Source organism: Adlercreutzia sp. ZJ154 (assembly GCF_011039055.1).
Lineage (GTDB): Bacteria > Actinomycetota > Coriobacteriia > Coriobacteriales > Eggerthellaceae > Adlercreutzia_A.
In genome coordinates this window covers 58,502-71,747 of record NZ_JAAKEF010000005.1, presented here as the reverse complement: position 1 = coordinate 71,747, position 13,246 = coordinate 58,502, and the positions used below count along the sequence as shown (strand labels likewise).

Sequence of the window (13,246 nt, the reverse complement as noted above, 5' to 3'; positions counted from 1 at the left end):
TATAGTCTTCAATAGTGAATTAATTAGCATGAGTAATGTGCTATTTACACATTCGCATTGCGTTAACAGATAGGAAGGCAGCAAACCGTATGAGCGAAACTGATTCGCATATTACTTCGTCGGCTTCTACACCAGTTTCGTCAAACGTAAAATCGGTTCCGTTGTCGTCCATAACAAATACTAACGGCAACGCAGTACGTATGCCAGTTGCAGCTTCAGCTAATGGGCAAGCCGCAAATCAGCCGCACGCGCAGTCAGCACCAGCATCAGCGCCTGTAGCTACAACACCTAATGCTCAAACGGCATCTTCCGCAGCACCCTCGTCTGCTAAACCTGCACCAACACCCGCAGTCGCAGTACCCGGTGTTGCCGCGGCTACCGCACAACCAACAGCCGCAGTTGAAGCAGCGCCCAAGCAACCCAACCTTCCAGTTGCGGTTCCTATGCCCGAATATCATCCAATAGCTGGGGCAATCAACCCGTCTGGTCCGCGTCCGAAGCAGCCCAAAAAGCACAACGGGCTTTTGATTGCAGGCATAATTGTATGTGCTCTAGCGGCAATAGCGCTAATTTGTGCGCTCTGCTACATTATGAGCCGCCCGCATAGCGTAACCGTGAACGCTCCTTCAGCCGATGTTGTTGAAAAGGCATATGAATCAGCCGATATAAATGCTCCTACCCTTTCCGACTATAGCTATATAAACACCGAAGGGTTAGACGATCCACAAATTTCCAACATTCAAATAGGCGAAGTTACAAGCAGCGGCTCAGGAGATGCTCAGAAAACATCGTGCTCTACTACCGCTCAGGTCGTATTCGAAAATGAATCAGTTCGCGTAGATCAGACGCTACAATTGCCGTTTACTTACAACGCATCATCTTCCCAGTGGGAAGCTGGAAAGCCATCTGTGCAGTCCTCTGGCGAAAAAGTTGAGCCCACCGGTCCTGCCGATGTAGCCGCACTACAAGCAGCATTACCGGAATTGCTAAAAGCCTACGACGCTAATATTGCCTCTCAGTATGAAGGCGCAGCAATTACTGCAAATTCGAATTTAAGCGCAACCGGTGGAGACGTAACATTTACATTAGACAAGACTAATGCTGACGGAACCCACATGCGCACTGATGCTAATGTAGGTGTAGCTTGGGACGAGACTAAAGGGTGGGTTCCCACTGTAAATTGGATAGGCACAGCACCTAATAATCAAGGCGAAAACCCCAACACAAACCAGAATCAACCCACTAACGAAAACAACAACGGAAGCAACGGAAGCACTTCCGAGAACACCGGAGGCGCAAACGGTGGCGATATGCTACTTACATGCTCCACAGGAGATCTGGTAGAAGTTCCCGGAGTTATCGAATATCGCGACGATCGCGTGCTGCTGCGCTCCGACTACACTATTCGCGTAATACTAGACGGAAAAACGTATGTTACTAGCTATTTTGAATTGACCGCCAACACATTCGTAGTAACAAACGGTGCGCATGTTTCCGTTATAGGCGAAATAAGCGCTACGGGTACATTGCCACAAGCACCACTAATGATTAACCTAGATTACGAGGATTAATCCCTTGTTCACACGTAATGCAATAAGCCCGAGATGCAGCTTTATGCGCGCTCGGGCTTTAATATATACCTTAGTGTTTGTTGAGGTTGAAAGGGCTTAGAAATGACTCTGTTAGATCTTTGGAAACTTATAAAACGCAGCGTATGGCTAGTAATTGGCTTACCTATTGTCTGCGCTATAGTGTGCGTTGCAGTTCTGTATTTTATGCCAAACGAATATTCGGCAACATCTACTATAACGGCATCTGCAGAACCTGCCGGAGTAGGCAGTTTTGCCACCGCAGCAGCTGAACAGCAGTCCAAAAATGGTGTTGAAGTCAAAGCCTCCACCAATACAAGTACGCGCGTTATAACAATTACCGCCGAAGGCAACGACCCTAATCAATGTATAAAAGCAGCCAACAGGGCTTTGAATACCACATTCATAAAGGCGTTTAGCCGCTATAACGTATCTGGCGAAGTTGTAAACATAACTGTACGCATGGACTTAAAACGCGCCACCGCCGCTACAGATGAAAGCCCCAGCACCACGAAGAGCGCCGGCATTGCCCTTCTAGCCGGGCTGTTTGCCGCAGTATGCATAGTTGTAATCATGGATCTTGTGCGCGGCAATATTCATAGCGCACGCGACATGGAAGAAGACTACGAAGCACAACTACTTGGACGCATTCCGAAACCAAATCAGCAAGAAAAAGCGCTCGACCGCCAGCAATTGTTTGCCAATGTACGTTTTGCAAGCGGCGAACACAAAAGCGTATGCGTGCTTTCTATAGACAACGAAGCTCTTTCGGCGCAAACATGTACAGAATTGGCAGAAGCAGCCACACAGGCAGATAAGCGCGTCTTGCTTGTAGATGCCGACATGAACGGACAGTCGCAACTTGCAGAAAACCTTGCAAGCGATGGCAACGGTCTATCCGATGTACTTACCGGCGAAATTCAGCTAAGTGATGCCGTGCGAATTACGCAAGGTTTCAGCTACGTACCCGCCGGAAACCCCAAACAAAGCCCAATCGCTTTACTTGATAGCCCCAAACTTTCACAAATGCTAGAACAGGCGCAGCTTGAATACGATATAGTAATTTTGAATGCCGCACCAACAACTAAACAAGCCGACTTTTCTTATGTTGCCAATGTAGCCGGATCGACTATATTGTGCGTACAGGAATTTGTAACTAAGCGTAAAGGTATTGAAGCTGCAGCTACTCAGCTTGCTATCGCAAAAGCGAATGTCATAGGATTTGTGGCTGCCGAATAAGTAAATAGGTAATTTCAAAGCGAATTACGACAACAGATTACGAGGTGGTTCTTATGGCGGAGCAAACTGGAACAAAAGCAAAACGCGATTGGGGTCTTGTTATCGGCGGCATACTGTTCTTTATTGCAGGGCTGGTTATGTTTTTCTGGCCCGGGCTTTCGCTGGTAGTTATAGCCCAAATGGCTGGTGCATTAATGCTTGTTGGCGGCATCGTTGACATAATTCACTATTTCCAATTTCGCAAAACAGGTCTTACGTCTGGCTGGGCTATTGTAAGTGCAATATGCAGCATAATACTGGGTTTGATGTTTTTGCTGCACCCCATAGTAACGGCTGGCGTTTTGCCATTTATAGTGGGCATGTTTGTTATCGCTTACGCCATAATAGCTATTGTTACAGCAATTTCTGTGCGCAAGATGGGCTCAACTTGGGGTGTCATGCTTGTTAACGGCATAATATCGCTACTATGCGGACTTATGTTTGTCTTTATGCCCGACACATTTGCTATCTTTTTAAGCGTGCTATTGCTAATGCGCGGAATTACTATGTGCATCCTTGGTTTAACTACTCATAGCGCATCAAAATTAATGTAGCCAACTTACTTAAAACCCACGCATTCTAGCGGCGGTGAAAGGAAAACATGTTCGGCGACAATTTAGACAGAATAGTTACTGCCATCGAAAAAAACTACGAGGCAGACGAGATATTCTTCACGAAACCCGGCTTACGTTTCCCCAGCAGAACTGCCGTAAAGGAAATTCTGAAAGGGTTAAGACGTGTAGTTTTCCCCGGCTATTTCGGCGAAGAGATGCTCTCTCCTAACACTAGCCCCACTTATTTCATCGGCGAAATACTGATACAAATTGAGCGCAAATTGCGCGAACAGATAATAATTGCCCTAACTTATACCGATGACTCGTGCGGCAACACAATAGATATTGGGCATTGCGGCGAATGTGCACCGTGTCACATAATAGACCGCGCCGCTGAAGTCTGTACTACTTTTTTTGACGAACTGCCGCGCGTGCAGCAAGTTTTGCTAACCGATGTGGAAGCGCTATACGAAGGTGACCCAGCAGCAGGCAGCAAAGAGGAAGTAATCTTTAGCTATCCGGGGCTATACGCCATTTATGTGTATCGCCTAGCGCACATTCTCTACGAAATGGACGTGCCAATTATTCCGCGCATTATGACTGAGTTGGCTCATTCCGGCACAGGCATTGACATTGGAGCGGGTGCAAAAATTGGCGAATATTTCTTCATTGATCACGGCACAGGTGTGGTAATTGGAGAAACAACTGAAATAGGCGACCATGTAAAGCTGTATCAAGGCGTTACGTTGGGAGCGCTTAGTACACGCGGCGGTCAGCGACTAAGCGGTGTAAAACGCCATCCAACCATAGAAGACAATGTGACTATTTATTCAAACGCTAGCGTACTTGGTGGCGAAACCGTTATCGGCGAAGGCTCAGTTATTGCTGGCAGCACCTTCGTTACGTTTAGCGTACCGCCACATAGCCGTGTGTCGGTAAAGGAACAAGAGATAACCGTGCGTCAACCGGGCGAAAAAGACTAGAATAGTTTTGCAGTTATTGTTAAGGTGAACTGCGTCGCTGCGAGATAATGCACAGCGACGCAGTTCACCTTGTTATATAGTTACTAAGTAGGTTCCTTTGATTCTTGACGCATTAGACGAAATGCACCTGCGCGATTGGCTAGTATTGCTGGCATTGTCTATTGTTGTGTCTACATGCGGTGTAATTGGAGTGTCTTATGTAGCGGGCAGCGGCTGGGCTATTTTCGATACGGTACAAACAATACTTTTAATTGTAATATTCACAATTGTGGCAGCCATTGTGTTCTTCCTAATGGATGTTTTGTTTTTCTGGGTATGTCTTACACGTGCCCGCGAAGATGACCGCTTACCAAACGAGCGCAAACCGCTACTAGCACGCTTAACACCGCATTGGCAATTGAAAAGCATTGCTATATTTGCAGCCATAATGGCGCTGTTTTGGCTACCGTGGTTAATAGCGAATTACCCGGGCGGTACATACTGGGATACCTACTACCAGATATATCAGATATACCCAGAAAATCATCCTATATCGATAATTCCATGGGAAGAAATTCGCGAACAGACCATAACCGATGCTTGGCTGGTTGACCATCATCCAGTGCTAACCACGCTGCTATATGGTGCCTTCGGATACGCCTCCGATTTGCTAACCGGCAACTGGATGCTAGGCGTATTCACGTTCGTGTGCATTCAAGGCGTAGCGCATATCATAGCGTTCACGTGCGCCGTAGCTTACATGCGCCAGCGCCATTGCCCACTAGTATTATGTTTTTGCGCATACCTATTCTTCTGCATAATGCCTTTTATAAGCACATGGGCGATGTGTATGGTAAAAGATAGCCTGTTCGGAGCATTATGCATCCCCTACTTCATAATGCTTTTCGAAGCTGTACGCACACGCGGCGCAAGTTTGCGCGGCGCTTTCGCTATAGTGCTTTTCTGTGAACTGGGTTTACTGCTGTGTCTTACGCGAAAAATGGGCATTTTCATGGTGGTACCCACAGCGCTTATAGCCGCCATAGTCCTACGGCGCGGCAAGCGTCCGCATCTCGCAGAAAGCGGCGCGGTGCGCGCATGTCTTATACAGGCTGGCTCGTGCGTGGCAACAATGGCGCTGCTGCTTCCGCTGCTAGTATTTCCGCTTGCCAATATTAGTCCGGGTGGTAAACAAGAAATTCTAGGACCTCTTTTTCAGCAAACCGCACGCTATTTGGTCGATCATGGCGATGAGATATCGGCATCGGAAAAACGCGCCGTACAAAACGTGCTGGACTACGATAAATTAGCCGACGAATACCAATTCGACTTCGCCGATTCTGTGAAATACCGCTATAACATAGATGCCACCCCAGAGCAGTTACTTGATTATATGAAAGCCTATATATCCATGGGGATACGCCACCCTGAATCTTATTTAGCGGCATTCGCATCGCTGGCAGGCTACTACGTGGCACCCACCGCTTTCGCCAACATACGCATGGTGACAGTGGATACGCACATGGGCGACAATGACCGCTATATGCTATGGAATCCAGATGAACTAGATTGGTTGCGCCACGGCATGGACGATGCCTATACCGCTATAGCCGAAACTCCCGGCATTAATTTACCTTTGCTAATAGTTACATATGTATTCTGGCTGCCCGCCGGCTTAATTTTTGTATTAGTGCGACGGCGCCTACGCTGCGGCATTTTGCTGGTGCCTACACTTATTCTGTTAGCATTTTGCGTAATATCTCCCGTATACGATGCGCGCTATTGCGTACCCATTTTTGACATGGCACCACTACTAGTTTGCGCTTTTGCCGCCATTTGCATTGACACACAGCCAGAAATAGCCAACTTTAGCGAGGTTGAGACTGACTTTAAGCCTATGGCGCATTACAATACATTTAATTGTGTTTGAGGGGGCAAATTGAACACCGACACACCGTTAGTAGGCATAATAATGGGATCGCAGTCCGACATGGAAGCTATGCAACCATGCATGCAGCAGTTGGACGATTTCGGCATTCCCTATGAAGTAAAAATAGCCAGCGCACATCGCAAACCCAATATGGTGCACGAATGGGCAGAAACCGCAACTTCTCGCGGTATGCGCGTTATAATAGCTGCCGCCGGAAAAGCAGCGCACCTTGGCGGCGTAGTAGCTGCATTCACACCGCTGCCAGTTATAGCGGTACCTATGAAAACTAGCGACTTAGGCGGGCTAGATTCGCTGCTTTCTATGGTTCAAATGCCAAGTGGCGTACCCGTGGCATGCGTTGCCATAAACGGCGCAAAGAATGCAGCCATACTAGCCACACAAATTATGGGTGCCGGAACTGGCGAAAACGATGCACAGATGCGCGAGAAAATAGTCGCATTCAAGCGCGAAATGGCAGAATAGGAATGCAGATGGACCATATTAGCGCTGAGAAATTCGTTTGTCACACCGAAGCAGACGGAACGCTAAAATGACCAAGAAACTCCTGATGGGCAATGAAGCCTTCGCTCATGCTGCGCTGGAAGCTGGCGTTAATGTTGTAGCAGGTTATCCGGGCACACCTTCGTCAGAGTTAGTAGAAACCGTGGCACGTTTACGCGCGGCGGGCAAAGCGCTGGGCGTGCACGTAGAGTGGTCAACTAACGAAAAGGCAGCACTAGAAATTTGCGCAGCGGCATCTATGTCGGGCGCACGAGCGCTTTTCACCTGTAAACAAGTTGGATTAAACGTAGCCAGCGATGCGCTAATGTCTCTCAACTACGTGGGGGTGCGCGGCGGTTTAGTGCTGTTTGTTGCAGATGATCCCGGTCCTATATCTTCACAAACTGAACAAGATACGCGCCGTTTTGCCGAATTTGCGAAAGTGCCTGTATTTGACCCTGCCACTCCCGAACAGGGCTTTGCCATGATGAAAGCGGCATTCGAGCTGTCTGAAGAATACGGCACGCCCGTTATAGTGCGTCCTACAACGCGCGTTAACCACGCTTCAACTTTCTTCGATGTAGAAGACACCACACAAGCCAGACCTCTTCCCGCAGGCGGCTTCAAACATAATCCCGACCATTGGGTCATATTCCCGAAAAGGTCTTATCAAGCTCACGGCGAAATAATTGACCGACTAAACGATATGACACGCATATTCGCGCTAGATGCGCATTTTTCGCAGTTCCTGCCCATGTTTAGCAAGGCTACTGCAGAAGAAAGCAAGCCAGCTGAAGAGCCTTATTTGGGCATTTTCACCGGCGGTGTTTCCACGCAATACGCACTTGAAGCTCTAGAAATGATAGAGCGCTGCGCCGAGCGCGCAGGCGTTGCGCTGCCACCGTACAGGTTTATGCAGATGGGCATTCCGTATCCGCTGGCAAAACGTCCTTTGCGACGCTTTATGGATGGCTTGTCGCACATATTAGTTCTTGAGGAACTAGACTCGGTGCTTGAAGAAGGACTTATGGTAACTGCGTCTAACAACTTCCTTTCTGCGCATGTGCACGGCAAGCTTACTGGTGAAGCACCTGATCGCGGGGAAAATTCTACCGAGAGCGCAGTGGTAGCAATTTCGCACTTCTTTGACATGTATACGAAAGCGCCAAAGCAAGAAATAATCGTTGCATCAACAACCTCCAATTCGGACAGCGGCGACAAAAAACACAACGGCAAAGATAAGCGTGCTGCGCACAGACTACCAAACCATGTTAATGACACTAAACCGGCAGAAGAGCCTCAAATTGGCTTGATAGGCGTTGCTGCCGACTATAGCGCCAGCCAAAACTCCGCTGCTCCTGAAAGCATGTCTCAAAAGCGGGCTCAGTTGGCTGCACGGCGCAAACAAACGCATGCCGCTCGTTACAAAGCGCCTGCATCTGCTTTGAAAGCAGAAAGTGCCAGCGCTGTTACTCAAGTCGTGCAAACTCCAACATCGCAACAGCGGCGCAAACCGGGCGAAGCAGTTGATCGCGACGGAAACAGACTTTCTATTCTTCGGCTTATGGAAGATGTAATAGGCAAAAAGGCATTGCTGCATTACTCATACGAGCTTCCACCCAGACCCCCGGTCTTATGCGCAGGTTGTCCACATCGTGGCAGCTTCTACGCTATAAAAGGCGCACTGGATAAAATTGGGGTAAAGCGTGAAAATGCTATGCTGTGCGGCGATATAGGCTGCTACACACTTGGAAACGCTCTGCCGCTTAACGCCGTTGATACATGTCTTTGCATGGGCGCAGGTATAACCATGGCGCAGGGCTTCCACATTGCCGAGCCTAATAAAAAGCAGGTAGCCTTTGTAGGCGATTCTACATTTTTCGCCAGCGCTATGACAGGCATTGCAAATGCCGTATACAACAACCACGATGTAACATTCGTCATACTTGATAATTCCACTACCGCTATGACTGGGTCACAACCGCACCCCGGCACTGGCACCACGCTTATGGGAGAACACAACAAACCCATTAGCATTGAAGCAGTACTAGAAGCATTAGGTGTTCAGGTAATACTTCGCGCTGATCCTTTGAACAGGGTGCAGGCAGAAGAAATATCTATGCTTGCCTTAAAGCATGAAGGACCTTCAGCTATTATTTTCCAAAGCCCCTGCGTATGGCTAAGACCGTTCGGCATTCCAGCTGAAGTTGACACAGAGCAATGCACCGGTTGCAAACGCTGCATAACCGACATCGGTTGCCCTGCTATAGCTTTCTCCGCCGACGCGCGCGGGCGCAAAAGCGGAATGCGAGGTCAGGCAGTTATAGACACCAGCTTGTGCAACGGATGCGGACTTTGCCTGCAAGTGTGCCCGTTCGGTGCCATAAAAATACCATCTATATTAGATTATGCCGCGCGCGACACAGGTGCCGTAACGCTAGAGGCGTCTAAGTCAAAACCTTCTGAAATAAATATGACCGCAACCTTAAAGGCGCAAGAAACGCAAAGCGCAGAGACAAATGCTGCTTACGCAGAAAGCTATGCAGCCACACAAGCCAACGTTGGCGAAGACGCTAGCAGTATTACTAATGAAACTAATGAAGATGCCGATGCAGATAACCTGCCCGCAGAAAATGAACCGGAAACAAACGAAACCGAAAGCAAAGATGACCACTTAGAAGATGCAGCAAATGACACAGAAGCCGCATCGGAAAATACGCCAGCTGCAAACGAAACAGAACCGGAACAGGCAGAGCAGCCTAAACTGGAAGAGCATCAAGAGCTTACAGAAGAGGAAAACACTCCAAAACATGCTGCAATGCCAAGTCGTGTGAAAAGACCTAAAGCAAGACCGAGAAGAGTGTCTCATTCGAATAGCCGCGCAAAGAATAGCGATACGCTTCAAATAAATGCTTCACGGGTTTTCGGCGGCACATTGACCATCAAAATAGAGGGCAACGATCCGGCAGACACCGACACAGATAACGCAAACGAAAGCGAGGATGGGCGTGGTTAATATACTTCTGACCGGAGTTGGCGGTCAAGGTACCGTGCTTGCTGCGAAGGTGTTAGCTATGGCGGCTGCCGCAAAAGGCTGGCAAGTTCGTACCGCCGAAACAATAGGCATGGCGCAGCGCGGCGGCAGCGTAGTTTCACATGTGCGTATGGGGAATTTGGGCGAAAGCGTACACGCACCTTTAGTCACACACGGCACAGCGAACCTTATCGTAGCCTTCGAACCCGGCGAAGCTGCACGCTGTTTAGGCTATTTAGCGCCGGGCGGCACGGTGGTAACTGCAACCACTGCAGTAGAGCCTGTGGCTGCGGCTCTTACATCGAAACCATACCGTTCACAAGACATAATTGAAAACATAAAGCTTACGTTTTACAACGATGTAGCTAACCGTATAGCTAATTCAGTTACTGCAACTCGCGAAGGGCAGCGGCGCGCAAGCCAGCATCATCGACTTGTAGTTGTAGACGATATGGCTGTAACCAGCGCCTTAGGAGATAATCGAAAAGTGTTAAACTCCATTCTTCTTGGAGCTGCTGTAGCAAAATACTGCATGCCAATTTCACTAGACGACTTAAAAGGCGCAGTACTTGCGTGTGTAAAGCCGCAATTCGCGCAAATGAATATAGATGCCATAAATAAAGTAGCAGAGGGGATAGATTATTATGCAAATGAAGCCTGAGCAACTCGAATTAATACGCGAACAGCTGAAAACGATAAAAGATCGCTCGGCTTTCTATGCCAAAAAATTCGATGGAATAGATGTAGAAGATGTAGTCTCTCAGGCAGACTTTGAACAGTTACCGTTTTCAGAAAAAGACGACTTGCGCGCAGCATATCCGTTAGGGCTACAAGCGGTGCCCGACGAAGAAATTGTGCGCATCCATTCGTCTTCTGGAACCACGGGTACACCGGTAATAATCCCCTACACACGCCAAGATGTAACCGACTGGGCTATCCAGTTTGCCCGCTGCTTTGAAATAGCTGGTGTTACCCCGCTCGATCGCGTGCAAATTACACCGGGTTACGGTCTGTGGACAGCAGGCATAGGCTTTCAAGCAGGCTGCGAACGCTTAGGTGCTATGGCTATTCCTATGGGACCGGGCAACACCGAAAAGCAGCTTCGCATGATGGAAGATCTGCAATCTAGCGTGCTATGCGCTACGTCGTCGTATGCACTTCTTTTGGCTGAAGAAATACAGAAGCGCGGCATCCGCGACCGACTTTCCCTGCGCAAAGGTGTAATAGGCAGCGAACGCTGGGGCGAAAAAATGCGCAAGCGTATTCAAAATGAATTAGGTATAGAAATCTACGACATTTATGGTTTGACTGAGATATACGGACCTGGTATTGGCATTTCATGCGATGAACATTGTGGAATGCACATATTTGAAGATTATTGTTACATAGAAGTTGTTGACCCCGTTACGGGCAAAGTGTTGCCTGACGGCGAAGAAGGTGAACTTGTTATAACCACGCTTCGCAAACAGGGCGCTCCGCTAATTCGTTATCGCACACACGACCTTACACGCATCTTGCCCGGCGATTGCAAGTGTTCGTGCGGCGAAAAGCATCCACGCATAGATATACTAACCGGTCGCACCGACGACATGTTCAAGGTGAAGGGCTGCAATATCTTCCCTGCACAAGTTGAGGAAGTAATTGCCATAACCGACGGTACATCTAGCGAATATCAAGTAATGATTGAAAACATTAGTGGGCGCGACGTACTTACTGTGCTGTTCGAAACACCACTGGAAGGCGACGCGCGCACAGCAGCCGAAGAACAGCTTGCTGCCATTTTCAAAGCGAAAATTGGATGCGCACCCGAAGCTAAAGGCGTTCCGCTAGGCGAGCTTCCCCGAAGCGAGAAGAAAACCAAGCGTATTTTCGACAGCCGCTATTAACCAACAGGATCGGCTGCGGCAAGCGCTGAAAAAGCGTTTTTGCCGTAGCCGTTACTAATGCGGACACGCGGCAGCGCCATAGGGTTGTCTCCCGGTTTTATGCGGCGATTTTCTATAGTGAATGCGCATTGCACGTTGGCTTGTTCTAGCGCAGCCCAAGCTGTTTCGTTATTGTCGCCAAATGGATATGCCACAGCCTCTGTCGTGCCCAGTATCTCTTGCGCTTTTACTATGTCGTCATATATCTCTTGCTGCGACGATGCGTGGATTAAACCGCCGCGACCTATACCTGACCCTCCTGTATGCATGCCATATGTGTGCGACTGGAACGAAATATAAGGGTTAGCCTGACTTACAATACGTTCAGGAATGTTCTCGTCTTTGCAAATAAGGAACATAGTCGCCGGCACTTCGTATTTGCGGAACAGCTCTCCACCTAGCGTGTACACATTCCATTCTCCATCGTCGAAAGTTAACGTGGCGCTATTGGCGGGAAGCGTGTGGTTTCCTTCGGCAAAGGCGCGTATCTCCTGATATGAGGGATAGTAGTAATTGTTTTCCGTAAGATACTGCAGATGCGCCTCAAGATCGGTTATGGAAAGAAGGTTGTTATTCATGTCGTCGGGCGGCGCTGCCGGATTGTAGAGATAGTGATACATGAATACCGGAATGCTAGCAGCGTTGCCACTTTCAAAAGATTCCACCACATGTACGGTGCGCTCAGCCACAGCCACTTGCCCATTTTCAGTTTTAGCGGTGTAAGTTACGGTATAAGTGCCCGGCACCGATGTATCTACATTGCCAGATATTTGAACGGTAGATGTTATGTCTGGCGAATTTTGTGCATCTGGGTCTACCGCATGGCAGCCCGCCTCTAAGTATTCTTCGCCTTTAAGTACATAAGTATTGCGACTACCACCTAGTGTCATTACAACATCTTCAGCCATAACCTCTTCCGATATTACAGTGTCTTTTTGTGTTATAGGAAGCGTACTAGCTGCATCATCCGAGGGCGAATTGGTGCAGCTTTTCAGGGCAAATATGCCTAGTGCAACAATTGCTATAACTATTGCCAACACAATAATAATTGCCAATACAGGAGTTTTTCGCGACTTGCGTGCAGGTTGGCTATACGCTGCATGGCTGCGCGTAGTTTGGTGCGTAGCTTGTCGATATGCGGCATGATTGCGCGACGGCTGGCTGCGCCTAGCTTGGCTGCGCCCTGTGTGCGCCGATGGTCTTTCGCTCATAGATACCCCCAACTTATCCATTGCCAGTCATTATAAAGACCAATTTGCGCTTGCACGACAAAAAGCAGGCAACACTTAGATATTCCACCTGTTAAAAAAATTAGTGCCACAATCACTTTATTGTGCTAAAGTATCGCCCATGAATATTAATGCAGGAAATACAGAATTTATGTTTGCAGGCAACTGCGCTATTATGACGCAGCATTTTGCCCAAAAATGTATCTGCGAAACAGCTTGTGCTGTTATGAGCGAACACATGGCT

Annotated in this window: 10 protein-coding genes; 9 read left to right on the top strand and 1 reads right to left on the bottom strand. The window is 48.4% G+C overall.

The features are described from left to right. The first annotated feature begins 89 nt into the window (after positions 1 to 89). The 9 genes from G7Y37_RS03595 to G7Y37_RS03550 all read left to right on the top strand — a co-directional run bounded on the left by G7Y37_RS03595 (position 90) and on the right by G7Y37_RS03550 (position 11,734). Positions 90 to 1,571: a hypothetical protein gene (locus G7Y37_RS03595; protein WP_165061948.1), complete on the top strand. Its 1,482-nt coding sequence runs from the start codon at positions 90 to 92 to the stop codon at positions 1,569 to 1,571. Between the two features lie 102 nt (positions 1,572 to 1,673). Next, positions 1,674 to 2,828, top strand: coding sequence for a polysaccharide biosynthesis tyrosine autokinase (locus G7Y37_RS03590; protein ID WP_165061945.1), 1,155 nt, complete (start codon positions 1,674 to 1,676; stop codon positions 2,826 to 2,828). 53 nt (positions 2,829 to 2,881) lie between these two features. Further along, positions 2,882 to 3,421 carry an HdeD family acid-resistance protein gene (locus tag G7Y37_RS03585; protein WP_165061942.1) on the top strand — a complete coding sequence of 180 codons (540 nt, stop codon included), beginning with the start codon at positions 2,882 to 2,884 and terminating at the stop codon, positions 3,419 to 3,421. A gap of 47 nt (positions 3,422 to 3,468) precedes the next feature. Then, a complete protein-coding gene (locus G7Y37_RS03580; RefSeq protein ID WP_165061939.1) occupies positions 3,469 to 4,404 on the top strand; it encodes a serine O-acetyltransferase in 936 nt (311 codons plus the stop codon). Positions 4,405 to 4,501: 97 nt separating this feature from the next. Then, positions 4,502 to 6,313, top strand: coding sequence for a DUF6020 family protein (locus tag G7Y37_RS03575; protein ID WP_165061936.1), 1,812 nt, complete (start codon positions 4,502 to 4,504; stop codon positions 6,311 to 6,313). 42 nt (positions 6,314 to 6,355) lie between these two features. Next, positions 6,356 to 6,796, top strand: a complete 441-nt coding sequence (gene purE / locus G7Y37_RS03570) for a 5-(carboxyamino)imidazole ribonucleotide mutase (protein WP_165062039.1) — start codon at positions 6,356 to 6,358, stop codon at positions 6,794 to 6,796. 67 nt (positions 6,797 to 6,863) lie between these two features. Then, entirely contained in the window at positions 6,864 to 9,830 is a 2,967-nt protein-coding gene (locus tag G7Y37_RS09200) for a thiamine pyrophosphate-dependent enzyme (RefSeq protein ID WP_241155992.1), read from the top strand. Then, a complete protein-coding gene (locus G7Y37_RS03555; protein ID WP_165061933.1) occupies positions 9,823 to 10,509 on the top strand; it encodes a 2-oxoacid:acceptor oxidoreductase family protein in 687 nt (228 codons plus the stop codon). The genes G7Y37_RS09200 and G7Y37_RS03555 overlap by 8 nt, the downstream gene beginning before the upstream one ends. Next, positions 10,493 to 11,734, top strand: a complete 1,242-nt coding sequence (locus G7Y37_RS03550) for a phenylacetate--CoA ligase family protein (protein ID WP_165061930.1) — start codon at positions 10,493 to 10,495, stop codon at positions 11,732 to 11,734. Before G7Y37_RS03555 ends, G7Y37_RS03550 begins: the two co-directional genes overlap by 17 nt. Here the strand turns inward: G7Y37_RS03550 and G7Y37_RS03545 are convergent. Beyond that, positions 11,731 to 12,984 (bottom strand): immunoglobulin-like domain-containing protein, encoded by a 1,254-nt coding sequence (locus tag G7Y37_RS03545; RefSeq protein ID WP_165061927.1) that lies wholly within the window; start codon positions 12,982 to 12,984, stop codon positions 11,731 to 11,733. The genes G7Y37_RS03550 and G7Y37_RS03545 overlap by 4 nt on opposite strands. Between the last annotated feature and the right edge of the window lie 262 nt (positions 12,985 to 13,246).